This is a genomic window from Ruegeria sp. BF7 (genome assembly GCF_056538605.1).
Genome location: NZ_JBQFTM010000003.1, coordinates 291,398 through 309,576 on the forward strand (window position 1 = coordinate 291,398; position 18,179 = coordinate 309,576).

Here is an 18,179-nt window from a genome sequence, read left to right on the forward strand (position 1 = left end):
TTTCCTCCCTTGGTTTATCCGATGTTGGGGTCGGGCTTTTGCACCCGTTATCTGATTGGGCCTGCCCCTTAGTGCGGGAACGGCCAGAGTCTGAGTTTTTCTTTCGCCACGCGCCACAGCTGCGCCAGACCATGCGGTTCAAGGATCAGGAACAGGATGATCAGCCCGCCAACGATTACCAGCTGCAGATGCGCCACGATATCCGTGGGCCAGCCCAGCCAGTCAGCGCCGACCACTTTCAGTACCACCGGCAGCAGCACCAGAAACGCCGCCCCCGCGAACGAGCCGAAAATCGAGCCCAACCCGCCGATAATGATCATGAACAGCACCAGGAACGATTTCTGGATTCCAAAAGCCTCGCCGACCTCGACCGCGCCCAGATAGACCGCAAAGAACAGTGCTCCTGCGATACCCACAAAAAACGAGCTGACGGCAAAGGCGGTCAGTTTCGCCTTCAGCGGATTCACCCCGATGATCTCGGCCGCGATATCCATGTCGCGGATTGCCATCCAGCTGCGCCCGGTGGTGCCGCGCGTCAGGTTGCGTGCGATCAGGGCACAGACGGTCAGAAAGATCAGGCAGAACAGATAGGTCGCCCATGCGGGCGCGTTCGGCCCGGTGATGATGATGCCAAACACGTCACGTTCCGGCGCGTTGATCTGACCCGAAGCCGAGTAGTTGTAGAACCACGGCACCCGGTTGAACAACCACACCAGAAAGAACTGCGCTGCCAGCGTGGCCACCGCCAGATAGAAGCCCTTGATCCGAAGTGATGGCAGACCGAACAACACGCCGACAAAGGCCGTGATCCCCCCGGCCAGGATCACATGGATGAACATGCTGACATCCGGGAAAGCGGTCATCAGCTTGTAGCAGGCATAGGCGCCCACGGCCATGAATCCCCCGGTGCCCAACGACACCTGACCGCAATACCCTACCAGAATGTTCAGGCCGATCGCCGCGATCGCGTAGATCAGGAACGGCAGCAACAGCGCGTTGGCCAGATAGTCGTTGATCAGGAACGGAATGATCCCGAACGCCACCGCCAGCACGACATAGTACCGATATCGGTCGAACTTAATCGGAAAGGTCTGGCTGTCATCAATGTACGAGGTTTTGAAGTCCCCGGCCTCACGATAGAACATGTCTTACTTTTCCCATTCTTCCTGCGCCCGATTGCGGGCTTCGGTGTCAAGTTGATTGGACCCTTTGGCGTATCCGCTCGCCTCGGAAGCGCGGACCAGTTTCAGATAAGCCAGCACGCCCATGATCAGCCCGGCGAAGGCCAAGATCGCAGCGATGGTCAGCTGACCGTCCGTCAGATCTTCCGAGGTGATGGCGATGTATCCAAAGGCCCAGAACCCGGCCCATGCGATCACGTTGATGATGGCGATGAGTTTGGTCATGCTGGAGCACCTATGTTTCTGATGTTCAGCCAGTGAACCACCCCAGCAAAGGCGGCGTAGAAGAACAGCGAATCTAGTGCCCGCAAGTAACCAGCGTAGAGAAGCATCCTCATCTCCCACTCAGTATCGCCTGTCATTGCCATGTTTGAACCAGTCAAATTAATCTCAAAGCACTCAGCCAGCGAACGAGCCAGTCCATAGACCAACAAGGCAATTGGTAGGGCTTTGAAAAGGGGGCTCAGGTTATCCATCTATACTCTCTCGATAATTTTCTCACCGAAGAGACCTTGGGGTCGGAACACAAGGAAGATCAAGGCTAGCACATAAGCAAACCAGTTCTCGGTTGCGCCGCCGACCAGTGGGCCGATGGCGAACTCGAACAGTTTCTCACCCACACCGATGATCAGCCCGCCGACGATGGCGCCGGGGATCGAGGTGAACCCGCCCAGCATCAGCACCGGCAGCGCCTTGAGCGCGATCAGCGACAGCGAGAACTGAACGCCCGACTTGGTGCCCCACATGATGCCTGCGACCAGAGCCACAAATCCGGCCACCGACCACACCATGATCCAGATGAAGTTCAGCGAGATGCCCACCGACAGCGCCGCCTGGTGGTCATCGGCCACAGCGCGCATTGCCCGGCCCTGTTTGGTATATTGGCTGAACGCCACCAGAGCCGCTACCAGCAGAGCTGCAATCACCGTCGCCACGATGTCCAGATTGTCGATGAAGAAACCGTAGCCAAAGATGTTATAGGTGCTTTCATCGATCCACAGGTTGATGCCCTGCGGCAGGCCTACATCCAGCGTCTTGATCTCAGAGCCCCACATCAGGTCGGCCACGCCCTCAAGGAAATACGCCAGGCCGATCGTGGCCATGAACAGGATGATCGGTTCCTGCCCCACCAGATGGCGCATGACGAACCGCTGCACCGCCCAGGCCAGCAGCACCATGACACCCATGGTCAGGATGATCGCCAGCAGTGCCGGCACATTCCAGCCGAACTTGTGCACATGCGTTCCGAAGGTCGCGTTGATCATGTGCGCAAATGGAACTTGGCCGCTCATGATTCCGACCAGCGTCATTGCCGCGAAAAGAGCCATAACCCCTTGGGCGTAATTGAAAATTCCGGAGGCCTTGTAGATCAGTACAAAACCCAGCGCGACCAGCGCATACAGCACCCCGGCCATCAGACCGTTGAGGATGACCTCCATCGCGAATACGAGTTGTTCAGGCATCTGCGCCGCTCCTCATGTCTGTCGGATGCTTAGTCATGGCTGACCCCCAGATAGGCATCGATGACGTCCTGATTGCTGCGCACCTCGTCTGGTGTGCCGTCGCCGATCTTCTTGCCGTAATCCATCACGACCACCCGGTCGCTCAGGTCCATCACCACGCCCATGTCGTGCTCGATCAGGGCGATTGTGGTGCCGAACTCGTCATTCACATCGAGGATAAAGCGGCTCATGTCCTCTTTCTCTTCGACATTCATGCCGGCCATCGGTTCATCCAGCAGCAGCAGCTTGGGTTCGGCCGCCAGCGCGCGCGCCAACTCGACCCGTTTTTTCAAACCGTAGGGCAGGCGGGAAACGGGTGTCTTGCGGATGTGCTGGATTTCCAGAAAGTCGATGATCTTCTCAACGGCTTCGCGGTTTTGCACCTCTTCCGCCTCGGCCTTGCCCTTCCACCAGGCCTGCTGGAACATGTTGGTCTTCATGTAGTTCAGCCGCCCGGTCATGACGTTGTCCAAAACGCTCATGCCTTCGAACAGGGCAATATTCTGAAACGTGCGGGCAATGCCCTGACGTGCCACCTCATAAGGCCGCATCGGCGGGCGCTTGGCGCCGTGAAACCAAACCTCGCCCTCCTGCGGGACATAGAACCCCGAGATCACGTTCAGCATCGAGGACTTGCCCGCCCCGTTCGGCCCGATGATGGCGCGAATCTCGCCCTCACGAATGTCGAACGAGATATCCTTGATCGCAATCACACCGCCAAAGCGCAGGGTGATGTTTTTCATCTCCATCACCACGCCGCCGATCTTGCGACCGTCCTCGGTGACATATCCTTCGGTACTATCCAGCATCAGTCACTCCCTGACTTTTGCAAAAACGGGACGGCGGGCGGGGCGATGACCAGAGGTCGAGCGGCGCACGACCGGCACTCATTCCGCAGCCACCTTGTGCTGCGCCACCGGTACCACCGGCGCGTCCACAATCTCCAGCGTCGCCGAGATCGACCCCTTGCGGCCGTCCTCATAGGTCACCTCGGTCGTAGTTGAGACACTCTTGGACCCGTCGTAAAGCGCATTGATGATGTCCTGGAACTTCTCTTCGACGAACCCGCGCCGCACCTTCCGCGTGCGGGTCATCTCACCGTCATCCGCATCCAGTTCCTTGTGTAGAACTACAAAGCGATGCACCTGGCAGCCCGACAGCATCTCATCAGCCGCCACGGATTTGTTCACCTCTTCCACGTGGGACTTTATCGTCTCTAACACACGGGGATGACCCGCCAGTTCCTGGTAGGACGCATAGGCCACATTGTTGCGTTCCGCCCAGTTCCCCACTGCGGTAAGGTCGATATTGATGAAGGCGACGCAGCGATCCTTGCCATTGCCGAACAGCACGACCTCCAGAATATCTGGATAGAACTTCAGCTTGTTCTCGACATATTTCGGCGCGAACATCGAGCCGTCGGCCATCTTGCCCACATCCTTTGCGCGGTCGATGATCCGCAGATGACCCGAGCTTTCCTCGATGAATCCAGCGTCTCCGGTGGCCACCCAGCCTTCGGCATCCTTGGTCGAAGCGGTGGAATCGGGGTTGTTGTAGTACTCGACGAACACACCGGGTGAGCGATAATAGATCTCGCCATTATCGCCGATCTTCAACTCAACCGCCGGCGCGGGCACACCAACCGTATCGGCACGCACCTCACCGTCCGGCTGTACCGTGATGAAAACGGTGGCTTCGGTCTGACCGTAGAGCTGCTTCAGGTTGATGCCCAGCGACCGATAGAAATCGAAAATCTCCGGCCCGATCGCCTCACCAGCAGTATACCCCACACGAAAGCGGCCATAGCCCAGCGTATCCTTGAGCGGGCCATAAACCAGCAAATTGCCCAGCGCATATTTCATACGGTCGCCAAAACCCACGGGTTTACCGTCCAACAACAGGCCTCCGACCTTCTTTGCATGGGCCATGAAGTGATGGAACATGCGCTGCTTCAGCTTGCCCGCATCCTCCATCCGGATCATCACATTGGTCAGCTGAGTCTCGAACACGCGCGGCGGGGCGAAGAAATAGGTCGGCCCGATCTCGCGCAGGTCGGTCATCATCGTGTCGGCGCTTTCGGGGCAGTTCACGCAGAACCCGCACCAATAGGCCTGACCGATGGAGAAGATGAAATCGCCCACCCAGGCCATCGGCAGGTAAGACAGGATGTCCTCGCTCCGGGTCAGGTGGTCAAATTCCGCCGAATTCTTGGCGCTTTCGATCACGTTGCGGTTCGACAGCACCACGCCCTTGGGCTTACCCGTGGTGCCCGAGGTATAGAGCATCACGCAGGTGTCGTCATAGGTGATCGCAGCAGTTCGCTGGTCCAGTTCCGCATCAAAGCGCTGATGGCCCGCGCTGCCCTCGGCCTTCAGGTCTTCCAGCGCATTCATCTGGGAGTGGTCGTATTTCCGCATCCCGCGCTTGTCGGTATAGAGGATGTGTTTGACCTGATGCAGGTTTTCCTGAATCTCGATGACCTTGTCGACCTGCTCCTGATCACCGCAGACCACGTATTTCGCGCCGCAATGCTCCAGCACATAGGCCATCTCTTCGGCCACCGAGTCCTGATACAGAGGCACCGGAACCGCACCGACCATCTGTGCGGCAACCATCGACCAGTAATGTGCCGGACGGTTGCGGCCGATCACGGCAATATGGTCACCCTTTCCAACGCCAATCTCCAGAAATCCAAGCGCCAGCGCGCGGACCTCGGCAGCGGTTTCCGCCCAGGTCCAGCATTGCCAGATGCCGAATTCCTTTTCCCGATAGGCCGGGGCATCCCCGAACTGTGTCGCATTTCGATGTAGCAGCGCCGGAAGGGAGGCCATCCCGTCCGCGCCCGACTGCGTCTGAGCCAATCTCTTTCTCCTCCCCACCCGACCCCTCCTCCGGGTCGGAAATGGCGGGTCCGGGATGGTGCCCGAACGCCAATGCCCCGATAAGGGACGCGAGAAAGATCATCGTCAAGTTTTGCCTGATGTTTTCTCAATTATTACGAATTGTAACAGGCGACCGGAAAGGTGCTGCGCCAAACCAACGTAGTTTCATTGGGAAAGGGTGAGGTGGCAACAATCGCATCTCTCCCTCCACGATGCCCGAAAGTTGACGTGGGGACACTCGAATGCGATCCTGAACCTTATTTTCTTTGGGAGAGTAATTATGAAACATATTGTAGCCGCCATGATACTGGCCTTTGCGTCAACCGGCGCTTTGGCGGATGATCAGAGTTCTGACGACGTCCACTGGAGCATTGTTATGTCCATCAACGAAGGCATGGGGGACAACGTTGTGCCACTGTTGACCCGGATGTCGGACGCAACGATGACCAACGAACCTGACGCATTGATCTATGAATACATGCGGTCCGGCGACACGGTACATATCTATGAACGTTATGCCAACAATGCGGCAGCAATGGTCCATATGGGGAATTTTGGATCAAATTTCGCTGACGATTTTTTTGCCACCTTCACTGTCGAAAGCATAGCCGTCTATGGCCCGGCCGAAGATGATCTCAAAGAAGTCTTTGCAGACGCACCAGCGGTCTACCTGGAAAAAATTGCAGGCTTTGCCCGCTAAGCATCCCAAGGCATTGATCGATGCGGTTTGCCTAATTCAACAGAGTTCGGCACCGGCGGCGCAGTGCTGCTACAACCAATCCCGCAATATCGGGATCAGCGGCACGTCCGCCGCAGGCATCGGGAAATTGCGCAGCTCTTTCGCATGCGCCCATTTCAGCGCCTGACCTTCTTTGGACTGAGGAATGCCTTCCCACTTCCGGCAGGCAAACAGAGGCATCAGCAGGTGGAAATCGTCATAGCTGTGGCTGGCAAAGGTCAGTGGCGCGAGGCACGAGGCCCAGGTGTCGATGCCCAGTTCCTCGTGCAATTCGCGGATCAAAGCAGCCTCGGGGGTTTCGCCGGGTTCTATCTTGCCGCCGGGGAACTCCCACAGGCCGGCCATGGATTTGCCCTCCGGGCGCTGCGCCAGCAGCACCCGGCCCTCAATATCGATCAGGGCGACAGCAGATACCAGAACAGTTTTCACGAGCGGTAATCCGCGTTGATCTCGATATATCCATGGGTCAGGTCGCAGGTCCAAACGGTGGATTGCCCCTCACCCAGCCCCAGATCGACGGCGATCACCAGATCCTGACCTTTCATATAGGTGGCCGCGTCTTCCTCGCGGTAGTCCGGGCTGACCCAGCCTTTTTCGGCGACCAAAATGTCGCCGAAAGAGATGCTCAACAGGTCGCGATCCGCTGCCGCACCGGATTTACCGATAGCCATGACGACGCGGCCCCAATTCGGGTCCTCACCCGCGATGGCGGTTTTCACCAGCGGAGAGTTGGCGATGGCCAGCCCGTGCACCTTGGCATCCGCGTCCGAGGCGGCCCCGGTCACGCGGATTTCCACGAACTTCGTGGCCCCTTCACCGTCACGCACCACCTGCTGCGCAAGATCGAGCATCACGGATTCCAACGCGTCTGCAAAGGCGGCGTTGCCGGTGGCATCGACGCCCGAGGACCCGGTGGCGCAGAGAAGCAGGCTGTCCGAGGTCGAAGTATCGCTGTCCACGGTGATGCAGTTGAACGTCCGATCTGTCTGCGTGCCCAGCATCCCCTGCAGCGCCGATTGCTCAACCAGCGCGTCGGTGAAGATGTAAACCAGCATCGTCGCCATATCCGGCGCGATCATGCCGGAACCCTTAGCAATCCCTGCAATAGAGACTGTTTTGCCGTCAATCTCGACCTGTGCTGAGGCTCCTTTCGGGAAAGTGTCGGTGGTCATGATGGCGCGTGCGGCATCCTCGATGGCATGGCGGCTGAGGCCGGATTTCAACGCCTCAAGCTGGGTCACGATGCGGTCGTGGGGCAGCGGTTCACCGATCACGCCGGTCGACGAGGTAAAGACACGCTCGACCGGAACCCCAGTGGCTTTGGACACAGCCTGCGTCACCTCGGCCACCGAAGTCTGACCGTAATGCCCGGTGAAAGCGTTGGCATTGCCCGAGTTCACAAGAATCGCCGCCGGGCCGTCACTGGCCCCACCGATCTTGTCCTGACAATCCAGCACCGGCGCCGCGCGGGTGGCAGACCGGGTAAAAACCCCGGCCACCGAAGTGCCCGGATCCAGAACCGCCAGCATGACGTCGGTGCGTCCCTGATAACGCACGCCTGCCTCGACGGTGGCGAAACGCGCACCGTCAATTGCGGGCAATTCGGGAAAAGCCGCCGGAGCCAGCGGAGAGACCTTGGTGATCGTGGCCACGAGTGTTTACTCCTGAATCAGATCGGTCTGACGCAGAACCTCGGGACCGGCGCCTTCCAGCGCGGGGCGTTCGATCTCGGCCTGCTGTGTCAGTTCGTCGATCCGGGCCTGAATGACTTCTTGCTGCAGGGTCTGGCTCAACTCGGCACGGACCTGCTCCAGTTCGGGCGCTTCGGATTTGCGCTTGTCGTTCAGGGTGACCACGTGCCAGCCGAACTGGGTTTTCACCGGCTCAGATACCTGACCCTTTTCCAGGCTGATCACGGCCGCCTCGAAGGCTGGAACCATCTGGCCCGAGCCGAACCAGCCCAACTCACCCCCATTCGGACCGGAGGGGCCGGTCGATTTTTCCTTGGCCAGCTCGGCAAAATCGGCGCCGTCGTCCAGTTGCGCCTTGATCTCTTTGGCTTCTTCTTCGGTTTCCACGAGGATGTGGCTGGCGTTGAATTCATCCGCACCTTTGAAATCGGCGTATTTCGCGTCATAGGCCGCCTGGATCGTCTCATCCGTCAGCTCTTCTTCGATCAGCGCATTCACTGTCTGCACCGCCCGCAGGGACCGCGTCTCGTTTTCGATCGCCAGCGTATTCAGCTTGGACAAAGCATCCTGCTGCTGGCCCAGCAGGGTCTGCTGGATCAACTGGTCGACAATCAGTTCGTACAGGACGTCGTCTTCGATCTGCTGGTATTGTTCCGGCAGAACCGCTCCGGTGGCGATGACGTGACCCAATGTGATCTCATCCCCGTTCACGCGCGCGATGACAGTGCTGGCGTCGGGTTTGGTTTCGGCGGCCAATGGCAGGGCCATCGTTGCGGCAAGCGCCAGCGATGGCAGAAAAGTGAGGCCTTTGGGCATGGAATCATCCTATTTCTTTGCCGCGACAGGGCGCAGCGTTGACACTCTGGGACCTGCCGCTTACATCGCTTTGAAGCCTTGGACAGGGCCGCCTTTCACCCCCCGTATCTATGGGTTGCGCGCAAGGTGGGCAAGCCTGTCGCAACCACGATAAGAACAGATCCGCTGGAGTGAACATGCTGGGACTCGGAACGCTCGCCAAAAAGGTGTTCGGAACACCGAACGACCGCAAGATCAAGGCGACCCGCCCGCTGATCGAAAAGATTAACGCGCTGGAACCCGAGTTCGAGAAGCTGTCCGACGAAGGCCTGATCGAAAAGACCGCCGAGTTGCGCAAGCGCGCGCTGGATGGCGAAAGTCTGAATGATCTTCTGCCAGAAGCCTTTGCCAACGTGCGCGAAGGCGCCAAGCGCGCGTTGGGTCTGCGTGCCTTTGACGTGCAGCTGATGGGCGGAACCTTCCTGCATCAGGGCAACATCTCGGAAATGAAAACGGGTGAGGGCAAGACGCTGGTCGCCACCTTCCCTGCCTATCTGAATGCGCTGACCGGCAAGGGCGTGCATGTGGTCACGGTGAACGAATACCTGGCCAAGCGGGACTCGGAATGGATGGGCAAGGTGTTTGCTGCCGTCGGCATGACCACCGGCGTGATCTGGTCGGGCCAGCCCGATGCCGAAAAGAAAGCCGCCTACGCCTGTGACATCACCTATGCCACCAACAACGAGCTGGGCTTCGATTACCTGCGCGACAACATGAAGGCCGATCTGGCCGAGATTTACCAGAAGTACCACAATTTCGCGATCGTGGACGAGGTCGACTCGATCCTGATCGACGAGGCGCGGACGCCGCTGATCATCTCGGGTCCGTCGCAGGACCGCTCGGACCTGTATACCGCCATCGACGCACTGATTCCGTCGCTGAGCGATGATCACTTCTCGCTGGACGAGAAATCTCGCAACGTGACTTTCACCGACGAGGGCAACGAGTTTCTGGAACAGCAGCTGATTGCCGCAGGCCTGATCCCCGAAGGCCATTCGCTTTATGATCCCGAAAGCACCACGGTCGTGCATCACGTGAACCAGGGCCTGCGCGCACACAAGCTGTTCACGCGCGACAAGGATTACATCGTGCGTGACGGCAATGTCGTGCTGATCGACGAATTCACCGGCCGCATGATGCCGGGCCGCCGCCTGTCGGAAGGTCTGCATCAGGCCATCGAAGCCAAGGAAGGCGTACAGATCCAGCCCGAGAACGTGACGCTGGCCAGCGTGACCTTCCAGAACTATTTCCGCCTGTACGACAAGCTGAGCGGCATGACCGGCACCGCGCTGACGGAGGCAGAGGAATTTGCCGAAATCTACGGTCTGGGCGTGGTCGAGGTTCCAACCAACAAGCCGATCGCCCGTGTGGACGAAGACGATCAGGTCTATCGCACCGGTGCCGAGAAATACAACGCGATGATCGAACAGACCAAAGAGGCGCAGGAAAAGGGCCAACCGGTCCTGCTGGGCACCACGTCCATCGAGAAATCCGAACTGCTGAGCCAACTGCTGCAAAAAGAAGGAATCGCGCATAACGTTCTGAACGCCCGCCAGCACGAGCAAGAGGCGCAGATCGTCGCCGATGCCGGCCGTCTGGGCGCGGTGACCATCGCCACCAACATGGCCGGCCGCGGTACCGACATTCAGTTGGGCGGCAATGTGGAAATGAAGGTTCTGCAGGCGCTGGCAGAAAACCCCGAAGCCGACCCGGCCCAGCTGCGCGCCGCCGAAGAGGCGCGTCACGCGGAAGAAAAAGAAAAGGTTCTCGCCGCAGGTGGTCTTTACGTGATGGCGTCCGAACGCCACGAAAGCCGCCGCATTGACAACCAGCTGCGTGGCCGTTCGGGCCGTCAGGGCGACCCGGGCCGCACGGTGTTCTACCTGAGCCTCGAAGACGACCTGATGCGCATTTTCGGGTCAGAGAGGCTGGACAAGGTCCTGACCACACTGGGCATGAAAGAGGGCGAGGCCATCGTTCACCCTTGGGTCAACAAGTCGCTGGAACGCGCGCAATCCAAGGTCGAAGGCCGCAACTTCGACATGCGCAAGAATGTTCTGAAATTCGACGACGTGATGAACGATCAGCGGAAAGTGGTGTTCAGCCAAAGGCGCGAGATCATGTCCTCGGATGATCTGTCCGAGATCGTCTCGGACATGCGCGAACAGGTGATCGACGACCTGATCGACGAATACATGCCGCCGAAATCCTATGCCGATCAGTGGGACACCGACGGCCTGCACGAGGCGATCAAGGAAAAGCTGACCATCGATGCACCCGTACAGGACTGGGCCGCCGAGGAAGGCGTCGATGATGAACAGGTGCGCGAACGTCTGGTCAATGCCGCCGACGAGATGATGGCGCAGAAGGCAGCTGCCTTCGGTCCCGAAAACATGCGCAACATCGAAAAGCAGGTTCTGCTGCAGACCATCGACAGCAAATGGCGCGAGCACTTGCTGACGCTGGAACATCTGCGCTCGGTCGTAGGCTTCCGCGGTTACGCCCAGCGCGATCCGCTGAACGAATACAAAAACGAAAGCTTCCAGCTGTTCGAAGGGATGCTTGACAGCCTGCGCGAAACCGTGACCCAGCAATTGTCGCGCGTGCGTCCGTTGACCGAGGAAGAGCAAAAGGAAATGCTTGCGCAGATGGCGGCTCAGCAGGCACAGGCGCAAAAGTCCGTTGATCAGGCTGCGGACCGTGCCGAAGCCACGGCCGAGGCCCAAGCCTCGGGCGATCCGCTGCCCGGTTTTGACGAGAACGATCCCAGCACATGGGGCAACCCGTCGCGCAACGACCGGTGCCCCTGTGGGTCGGGCAAAAAGTTCAAACATTGCCACGGACGCCTGACCTAACGTCAGCTAATCGCAGACACATTGAGTCCCCGCCACGGCCACATATTGGCCGTGATTGACCATCAATGTCCGACTCGCTCCTTCAACTGGGGAGGGTGTCTTGTTTGTAATTAAGAACTACGTGACCACCGGCGGCACTGTCGTATGCGCGTTGGCGATTGGTTACCTGATGCAAAACGGGTTTCCTGCCGGACCAAACGGTTCGCAGGATCCTGAAATTGTGGCCACCGCCCCGAACGCAGCTGTGTCCGGGCTCGAGGACATTGTCCTGACTTCCTCGCCACCCGCCCCGGGAACGGACCAGATCACATCATCAACGCAACGGACGTTAAAGCCCCGCCGGTCAACCCCCTCCGACCGCGCCGATTGTGGCCTCAGCGCCCGGGCTCGTGCCGTGCCCGGTGCCGCCGCCCGCCTGATCGTCAAAGCCCCCTGCCACGGCAATGAGCGGATCGAGGTGCATCATAGCGGTCTGACCGTCACGCAGGAAACAGACGCAAACGGCACATTGGATCTGACTATACCGGCCCTGTCGGAATACGCGATCTTTCTGATCTCGCTTGACGATCAGAAAGGGACCGTAGCCACCACTCACATTCCCGACATTGGCCAGTATTCCCGCGTCGCCCTGCAGTGGCAGGGTGAAACCGAGCTACAGCTGCATGCGCTGGAATTTGGCGCCAGCTATGGCGACGCGGGTCATGTCTCGGCCGGGTCCGACACGCAGGGTACGGGCAACGTCGTGCATCTGGCACAGCCTGCATTTAATGATGCCCGCAACGTGGAGGTCTACTCTTTTCCAGCGGCGCAGTCGCCCCAATCTGGGTCGATCGTTGTGACGGTCGAGGCCGAGGTGACCGAGGCCAATTGCGGTCAGGACCTGAGCGTTCAGTCCCTGGAACTTCAGTATGACCGGAGCTTGCGTTCGCGTGACCTGACGCTGAACTTTCCGGATTGTTCCAGAACCGGTGAGTTTCTGGTGTTGAATAATCTGTTTCAAAACCTGACAATCGCGGCAAACTAAACCCGCAGGCAGGCTCGATTTTCCAATGACATTTCTTCGTGTGGCGGCGGCCGCACTGTTTTCGGCAACATTTGCCTCAGCTGTTCAGGCGCAAGACATTACGCTCACCTCTCATGACGGCAAGGTCGAGGTGACCGGAACCCTTCTAGGCTTCGATGGCGAGTTTTACCGCGTCGACACCCAGTTCGGCGAGCTGACCGTCGACGGCTCAGGGGTCAGCTGCGACGGTCCCGCCTGTCCCAACCTGATCGACTTCGTGGCTGAACTGCGGTTTTCGGGATCGTCCGTCATGGCCGAGAAGGTGCTGCCCGCGCTTCTGATGGGCTTTGCTGAACAGGAGGGGTTGTCCGCAAAGCCCCTTACGAAGCAAAGCGACAAACTGATGTATGAACTGCACCAGACCGGGCGCGAAGCCCCGCTTGGACGGTTCTTTTTCGACATCGGCAATACAGGTCGCGGTTTTACCGACCTGATCGCAGGGCAAACCGATATCGTGATGGCCTTACGCGAAATCCGCCCGGCTGAGCACAAGGCCGCCGAGGCCGCCGGTCTGGGAGACCTGACCCGTGCGCGCCGGTCGCGGGTTGTGGCACTGGACGCGCTTGTTCCCATTGTGGCACCCGGCAACCCGGTCCCGCATATTTCCCTATCCGATCTCGCGCTGGTGCTGTCCGGTGAGATTGCCAACTGGTCCGCCCTGGGTGGGCCGGACGCACCGATTGCCTTGCATCTGCCCGATGCCGGGTCGGGATTGGCGCAAGGGGTCGAGGATCGTTTTCTAACCCCCGCCGACGCTTCCCTGTCGAACACCGTCCTCCGACATACGCGTAGCAGCGACCTGGTGCGTACTGTGGCCGATGATCCCTTTGCCATCGGTATCGCCAGTCAGGCCGAGGCCGATATGGCCCGTGCCTTGCCGCTGGCTGGAGGGTGTGGTCATGCTCTGATGGCCACCCGGCAAACGATCAAGACCGAGGATTACCCGCTGACCTCGCCCATGTTCCTGTATCTGCCCCAGCGCCGCCTGCCCCGTATCGCCCGTCAGTTTCTTGCCTATACCCAAAGCTCTGAGGCACAGATGGTGATCCGCGATGCGGGTTTTGTCGATCAGGCACCCGAGAGGATGCCCATCGAACTGCAGGGAAACCGGTTTGCAAATGCCGTTGCCTCGGGCGGCGCCGAGGTTGGTCTGGAAGAGCTGCAGCGTATGGTCACGACGTTGCGGCCTTTGTCCCGTTTGTCGTTGTCTTTCCGGTTCGAAACAGGGTCCTCGCGGCCCGACGCGCAATCGCGGTCAAACATCCAGCACCTGGCCCAGCAGCTTGAGGCTGGTACGCTGAATGCACGCAAACTGGTCTTTGTCGGCTTTAGCGACGGCGAAGGTGAAGCAGCGGCCAATGCGCAGATTGCCCTGCTGAGGGCAAAAACGGTGCGCAATGCGGTGCTGGCTGCGGTGGAAACCGCGATCCCCGACAGTATCGAACTTGAGGTCGACGGGTTCGGCGAGGCCATGCCGATGGCCTGCGACGACACTGAATGGGGCCGCAAGGTCAATCGTCGAGTCGAGGTCTGGGTTCGGTAACCCGCTAAAGATACCCTTCCGATCGAAAGCTCAGTTCATTTGATTTTCCGATGATCAGGTGGTCATGCAGTGTCAGGCCCAAAGCCAGACAGGCATCCTGAATCCGGTTGGTCATGTCGATATCTGACTGCGACGGGGTCGGATCGCCTGATGGGTGGTTGTGCACAAGAATCAGGGCCGATGCATTCAGTTCCAGCGCCCGTTTCGCCACCTCACGCGGGTAGACCGGCACGTGATCGACGGTGCCCTTGGCCTGTTCCTCATCTGCGATCAGTACGTTCTTGCGGTCCAGATAGAACACCCGGAACTGCTCGGTTTCGCGATGGGCCATGGTTGTGTGGCAGTAATCCAGCAACGCGTCCCAGCCCGAGATCACATGTCGCTGCATCACCCGCGCACGCGCCATGCGGTGGGCGCAGGCCTCGAGGATTTTCAGGTCGGTGATGACCGTATCCCCAACGCCCTTGATCTGGCGCAGCCGTTCTTCGGGCGCGGTCAGCACCCGGTTGAAATCGCCAAATGTATCCATCAGCGCCCGTGCCAGTGGTTTGACGTCCTGCCGGGGGATGGATCGGAACAGGGCCAGTTCCAAAAGCTCATAATCCGGCATCGCCGCTGATCCACCGGACATGAACCTTTCGCGCAGCCGTTTGCGGTGATCTTTGATATAGGATGGCAACCGCCCCGAAGGCAGCGGCTGCACCGGGGCTTCGTCAGTTTCAAACAGCATCGGGGCTTCGGCAAAGGCGTCCTGGGTCATACGCCAAGACTGGCGCAGAATCGGTTTCCGAAAGGTTAACGCGCCTCACCCGCCATGCGGGCCGTGGCGCGGCGGACCAGCATATGCAGCAGGATCGAGAACACCCCCAGCGTCAGCATCGCCGCAAACATCAGATCGGTCTTGGCCCGGCCATTGGCCAACAGCATCAGATACCCCAAACCTTGCGAGGAACCGACCCATTCACCGATCACCGCCCCGATGGGCGCATAAACCGCCGCCAGTCGCATCCCCGACGCCAGCGAGGGCAAGGCGGCCGGTATCCGGATATGCCACAACACAGCGCGCGGGTTGGCCTGCATGGTGCGCGCCAGATCGAGATACCCGGCTGGCGTCCGCATCAGCCCGTCGAAAAAGGACGAGGTAATCGGGAAATAGATGATCAGCACTGCCATCGCCACCTTGGACCACAACCCGTAGCCCAGCCAGAGGGTCAACAGAGGAGCCAGCGCAAAAACCGGCAGCGCCTGCGTGAACACCAGCATCGGTTGCACCAGAACCCGCGCGGCGCGGGAATTGGCCAGTTGCAACGCAGTGACCACCCCCAGAACCGTGCCACAAGCAAGCCCGACCACCACCTCAATCGCAGTGATCCACGTGTGTTCGGCAATCAGCCAACGGTTCTGCCACCATGTTTCTGCGACCAAGGCGGGTCCGGGCAGGATGAATTTGGGCAGACCGGTCAACGAGACAATGGCCTGCCAGACCGTCAGTGCAAACAGGGTCGCGGCAAGGGCCGAAAGGTACTTCACGCCGCCTCCTCTCGCAAAAGACGCAGCAGCGCACCTTGTGTCTCCAGCGACCCAAGGTCATCGACCTTGCGCGGAACGGGCGCGGCTGGCGGCTGGCAGGGGGTCAGGCCGTGCTGAGTCATCACCAAGATGGACTGGCCCAGCCGGGCGGCCTCGGCCGGGTCATGGGTGACCAGCAGGACGGTCCGCCCCTGCAAAGCCTCAGCCGCCAGATCCTGCATGTCCGCGCGGGTGCGGGCGTCGAGCGCTGAAAACGGCTCATCAAGCAGCACAATCGGCCGATCTTCCATCAACGTGCGCGCCAAGGCCACGCGCTGCCGCTGCCCTCCCGAGAGTTCGCGGGGTCTCTTGGTCACGTGATCCTGCAGGCGCATCCTTTCGATCAGCCGGTCGCGGCGGGCAAGATCCGGCTTCTCACCCCGCAGCCGCGCGCCCAGTGAAACATTCTGCGCCACCGTCGCCCAGGGCAACAGCAGATCGTCCTGCGCCATATAGGCTACGCGCTCGGTCACCAGTTGGATATCGCTGGCCGCAATCTTGCCGGTGAACTCAGCCCCGGTGTCCAGCCCTGCAATCAAGCGCAGAACCGTGGTTTTTCCAACACCCGACCCGCCCAACAGGCACGTCCATTGCCCCGCCCCAAGGGTCAGCGTCAACGGTGCGAACAGAGTCGCGCCACCGATTGTGGCCGAACCGCTGATGGTCAGGTCGGGTGCCGGGGTCACGGGGTCAGGCCCATTTGCCAGAAATTCACCTCAAGCTCTGTCGCGGTGCGGAAGGTCCGACACAGACGTTGCCACCGCAGTGAGGCCTCAAAATCCACCCCAATGCGGCGTGTTAGAGCCGTATCCAGCAATTCTCCGACCGCCTGACACGCCTCTTGAAAGTCTGGACTGGCATAGGTGTTGATCCAGTCCTGATAGGTGACGGATGTGGCCTCGGTGGCCAACCGGGCACCGATCTCACCATATCCCATCACACAGGGCGTCAGCGCGGCCAGCAGGTCCAGCAGATCGCCACTATACCCGGCCTCGAGCACGAAGCGGGTATAGGCCATGTTTTCCGCCCGTTCCTCGGTCGCGAACAATTCTTCGCCCGAGATGCCTTCTGCCGCGCAAATACCGATATGCAGCTGCATCTCTTCGGCCACCAGCGCGTTTACCGTCGCAACAGATGTCAGCATCTCGGAATGGGTCTCGGATTTCACCACCGCCAGTGCCCAGGCGCGGGAAAAGTGGATCAGGAACACGTAGTCCTGCCGAAGGTAATGCAGAAACGCCGCGCGCGGCAGGGTGCCGTCCTTCATCCCTTCGACAAAGGCGTGGCGGGTATAGTCCCGCCACGACCCTTGCGCCGCATCACGCATCAGCGTGAACGCTTTGCCGTATCCGCTCATTGCACGGTCACGTCGATGGTGATGTCGCTGACCGGATTGAGGCTGTCGATCATGCCGCTGTCTTTCAGGAATGCCTCGAACCGGGCATATCGGCCAGCGTCAAAGCCCGCGGGACGCAGGGCAAAGCGGGGCAGCGTGTCGACCCAGGCGCGGGCGTTCAGCTCATCCTGCAACTCGGGCGAGGTGGCGGCGAAAATCTCCCAGCTTTTCTCCGGGTTGTTGACGATGAACTGGGTCGCCTTTTCGGTGGCAGCCAGAAAACGCGCGACCTTTTCGGCGTCCATTGTTTCGGGGTTGGCTACATAGATCAGCTCATCGTAGGGCGGTACACCTTCTTCTTCGATATAAAAGCACCGGCCCGCTACGCCTTCGATATCCATCTGGTTCAGTTCAAAGTTGCGGAAAGCCCCGATCACCGCGTCCACCTGACCGCTCATCAGTGACGGCGATAGCGAGAAGTTCACGTTGATCATCTCGATATCGTCCAGCGCGACGTCATGGGTGTGCAGCATCGCCGACAGAACCGCCTCTTCCACACCGGCGACAGAGAACCCGACTTTCTTGTCCTTGAGGTCGGCCAGCGTTTCAATCGGACCATCCTCAAGCACCAGCAGGCAGTTCAGCGGAGTAGCAACCAGTGTGCCGACGCGTTTCAGCGGCAGGCCCTCGTGAATCTGCAGGTGCAACTGGGGCTGATAAGACACCGCCAGATCCGCCTGACCAGCGGCCACCAGACGCGGTGGCGCCGAGGGATCGGCGGGCGGAATGATTTCGACCTCAAGCCCCTCATCGGCGAAGTAACCGTTTTCCTGTGCCACGATAATGGGACCGTGGTCGGGATTGATGAACCAGTCCAGCAGAACGGTCATCTTGTCTTCGGCCCAGGCGGGCGCGGCGGCCAGCAGGGCGATCATTGTGATCAGTTTCTTCATGTCTCGCGTT

18 protein-coding genes are annotated in these 18,179 nt (G+C 59.6%); 4 read left to right on the top strand and 14 right to left on the bottom strand.

All coding sequences use genetic code 11. From position 1 onward, the window contains the following. Positions 1-68: 68 nt before the first annotated feature. The 6 genes from ACR0IK_RS09985 to ACR0IK_RS10010 form a co-directional block, all read right to left on the bottom strand. Positions 69-1,145, bottom strand: a complete 1,077-nt coding sequence (locus ACR0IK_RS09985) for a branched-chain amino acid ABC transporter permease (RefSeq protein ID WP_480591815.1) — start codon at positions 1,143-1,145, stop codon at positions 69-71. Positions 1,146-1,148: 3 nt separating this feature from the next. Next, positions 1,149-1,406, bottom strand: a complete 258-nt coding sequence (locus ACR0IK_RS09990; protein WP_480641368.1) for a hypothetical protein — start codon at positions 1,404-1,406, stop codon at positions 1,149-1,151. Beyond that, the gene (locus ACR0IK_RS09995) at positions 1,403-1,657 is read right to left on the bottom strand and encodes a hypothetical protein (protein ID WP_480641369.1); all 255 of its coding nucleotides are present in this window, start codon (positions 1,655-1,657) and stop codon (positions 1,403-1,405) included. The genes ACR0IK_RS09990 and ACR0IK_RS09995 overlap by 4 nt, the downstream gene beginning before the upstream one ends. Next, on the bottom strand, positions 1,658-2,644 hold the full coding sequence (locus ACR0IK_RS10000; RefSeq protein ID WP_480641370.1) for a branched-chain amino acid ABC transporter permease: 987 nt from the start codon (positions 2,642-2,644) through the stop codon (positions 1,658-1,660). 29 nt (positions 2,645-2,673) lie between these two features. Beyond that, positions 2,674-3,492 (bottom strand): ABC transporter ATP-binding protein, encoded by an 819-nt coding sequence (locus ACR0IK_RS10005; protein ID WP_480591824.1) that lies wholly within the window; start codon positions 3,490-3,492, stop codon positions 2,674-2,676. A 78-nt stretch (positions 3,493-3,570) separates the two neighbouring features. Next, complete coding sequence (locus ACR0IK_RS10010; RefSeq protein ID WP_480641486.1) at positions 3,571-5,514, bottom strand: AMP-binding protein; 1,944 nt, start codon at positions 5,512-5,514, stop codon at positions 3,571-3,573. Between the two features lie 331 nt (positions 5,515-5,845). Between ACR0IK_RS10010 and ACR0IK_RS10015 the strand changes: the two genes are divergently transcribed. After that, on the top strand, positions 5,846-6,265 hold the full coding sequence (locus ACR0IK_RS10015) for a putative quinol monooxygenase (RefSeq protein WP_480591826.1): 420 nt from the start codon (positions 5,846-5,848) through the stop codon (positions 6,263-6,265). A 69-nt stretch (positions 6,266-6,334) separates the two neighbouring features. Here the strand turns inward: ACR0IK_RS10015 and ACR0IK_RS10020 are convergent, their stop codons facing one another. The 3 genes from ACR0IK_RS10020 to ACR0IK_RS10030 are packed head-to-tail and all read right to left on the bottom strand — an operon-like array spanning position 6,335 to position 8,811. Further along, entirely contained in the window at positions 6,335-6,733 is a 399-nt protein-coding gene (locus ACR0IK_RS10020) for a (deoxy)nucleoside triphosphate pyrophosphohydrolase (protein WP_480641371.1), read from the bottom strand. Continuing rightward, the gene (gene argJ, locus ACR0IK_RS10025) at positions 6,730-7,956 is read right to left on the bottom strand and encodes a bifunctional glutamate N-acetyltransferase/amino-acid acetyltransferase ArgJ (protein WP_480641372.1); all 1,227 of its coding nucleotides are present in this window, start codon (positions 7,954-7,956) and stop codon (positions 6,730-6,732) included. Before argJ ends, ACR0IK_RS10020 begins: the two co-directional genes overlap by 4 nt. Before the next feature lie 6 nt (positions 7,957-7,962). Then, on the bottom strand, positions 7,963-8,811 hold the full coding sequence (locus ACR0IK_RS10030; RefSeq protein WP_480591834.1) for a peptidylprolyl isomerase: 849 nt from the start codon (positions 8,809-8,811) through the stop codon (positions 7,963-7,965). A gap of 176 nt (positions 8,812-8,987) precedes the next feature. Between ACR0IK_RS10030 and secA the strand changes: the two genes are divergently transcribed. The 3 genes from secA to ACR0IK_RS10045 all read left to right on the top strand — a co-directional run bounded on the left by secA (position 8,988) and on the right by ACR0IK_RS10045 (position 14,311). Further along, entirely contained in the window at positions 8,988-11,705 is a 2,718-nt protein-coding gene (gene secA, locus ACR0IK_RS10035) for a preprotein translocase subunit SecA (protein WP_480641373.1), read from the top strand. A 100-nt stretch (positions 11,706-11,805) separates the two neighbouring features. Further along, positions 11,806-12,729: a hypothetical protein gene (locus ACR0IK_RS10040; protein WP_480591840.1), complete on the top strand. Its 924-nt coding sequence runs from the start codon at positions 11,806-11,808 to the stop codon at positions 12,727-12,729. Between the two features lie 25 nt (positions 12,730-12,754). Further along, entirely contained in the window at positions 12,755-14,311 is a 1,557-nt protein-coding gene (locus ACR0IK_RS10045; protein WP_480641374.1) for a phosphate ABC transporter substrate-binding/OmpA family protein, read from the top strand. Positions 14,312-14,315: 4 nt separating this feature from the next. Here ACR0IK_RS10045 and radC read toward each other — a convergent pair whose 3' ends face one another. From radC to ACR0IK_RS10070, 5 genes are read right to left on the bottom strand one after another with little or no spacing between them, the layout of a single operon-like run. Continuing rightward, positions 14,316-15,071, bottom strand: a complete 756-nt coding sequence (gene radC, locus ACR0IK_RS10050) for a RadC family protein (protein WP_480591846.1) — start codon at positions 15,069-15,071, stop codon at positions 14,316-14,318. Positions 15,072-15,106: 35 nt separating this feature from the next. Continuing rightward, complete coding sequence (locus tag ACR0IK_RS10055; protein WP_480591849.1) at positions 15,107-15,841, bottom strand: ABC transporter permease; 735 nt, start codon at positions 15,839-15,841, stop codon at positions 15,107-15,109. Further along, positions 15,838-16,566 carry an ABC transporter ATP-binding protein gene (locus ACR0IK_RS10060; protein ID WP_480591852.1) on the bottom strand — a complete coding sequence of 243 codons (729 nt, stop codon included), beginning with the start codon at positions 16,564-16,566 and terminating at the stop codon, positions 15,838-15,840. Before ACR0IK_RS10060 ends, ACR0IK_RS10055 begins: the two co-directional genes overlap by 4 nt. Then, positions 16,563-17,237 (bottom strand): thiaminase II, encoded by a 675-nt coding sequence (tenA, locus tag ACR0IK_RS10065; protein WP_480641375.1) that lies wholly within the window; start codon positions 17,235-17,237, stop codon positions 16,563-16,565. The genes ACR0IK_RS10060 and tenA overlap by 4 nt, the downstream gene beginning before the upstream one ends. Next, positions 17,234-18,169 (bottom strand): ABC transporter substrate-binding protein, encoded by a 936-nt coding sequence (locus ACR0IK_RS10070; RefSeq protein ID WP_480641376.1) that lies wholly within the window; start codon positions 18,167-18,169, stop codon positions 17,234-17,236. Before ACR0IK_RS10070 ends, tenA begins: the two co-directional genes overlap by 4 nt. Positions 18,170-18,179: the final 10 nt, after the last annotated feature.

Excerpts from the sequence above, each read along its gene's own strand:
- ACR0IK_RS09985 (WP_480591815.1), bottom strand. The coding sequence starts at position 1,145 with ATGTTCTATCGTGAGGCCGGGGACTTCAAAACCTCGTACATTGATGAC.
- ACR0IK_RS09990 (WP_480641368.1), bottom strand. The coding sequence starts at position 1,406 with ATGACCAAACTCATCGCCATCATCAACGTGATCGCATGGGCCGGGTTC.
- ACR0IK_RS09995 (WP_480641369.1), bottom strand. The coding sequence starts at position 1,657 with ATGGATAACCTGAGCCCCCTTTTCAAAGCCCTACCAATTGCCTTGTTG.
- ACR0IK_RS10000 (WP_480641370.1), bottom strand. The coding sequence starts at position 2,644 with ATGCCTGAACAACTCGTATTCGCGATGGAGGTCATCCTCAACGGTCTG.
- ACR0IK_RS10005 (WP_480591824.1), bottom strand. The coding sequence starts at position 3,492 with ATGCTGGATAGTACCGAAGGATATGTCACCGAGGACGGTCGCAAGATC.
- ACR0IK_RS10010 (WP_480641486.1), bottom strand. The coding sequence starts at position 5,514 with ATGGCCTCCCTTCCGGCGCTGCTACATCGAAATGCGACACAGTTCGGG.
- ACR0IK_RS10015 (WP_480591826.1), top strand. The coding sequence starts at position 5,846 with ATGAAACATATTGTAGCCGCCATGATACTGGCCTTTGCGTCAACCGGC.
- ACR0IK_RS10030 (WP_480591834.1), bottom strand. The coding sequence starts at position 8,811 with ATGCCCAAAGGCCTCACTTTTCTGCCATCGCTGGCGCTTGCCGCAACG.
- secA (WP_480641373.1), top strand. The coding sequence starts at position 8,988 with ATGCTGGGACTCGGAACGCTCGCCAAAAAGGTGTTCGGAACACCGAAC.
- ACR0IK_RS10045 (WP_480641374.1), top strand. The coding sequence starts at position 12,755 with ATGACATTTCTTCGTGTGGCGGCGGCCGCACTGTTTTCGGCAACATTT.
- radC (WP_480591846.1), bottom strand. The coding sequence starts at position 15,071 with ATGACCCAGGACGCCTTTGCCGAAGCCCCGATGCTGTTTGAAACTGAC.
- tenA (WP_480641375.1), bottom strand. The coding sequence starts at position 17,237 with ATGAGCGGATACGGCAAAGCGTTCACGCTGATGCGTGATGCGGCGCAA.
- ACR0IK_RS10070 (WP_480641376.1), bottom strand. The coding sequence starts at position 18,169 with ATGAAGAAACTGATCACAATGATCGCCCTGCTGGCCGCCGCGCCCGCC.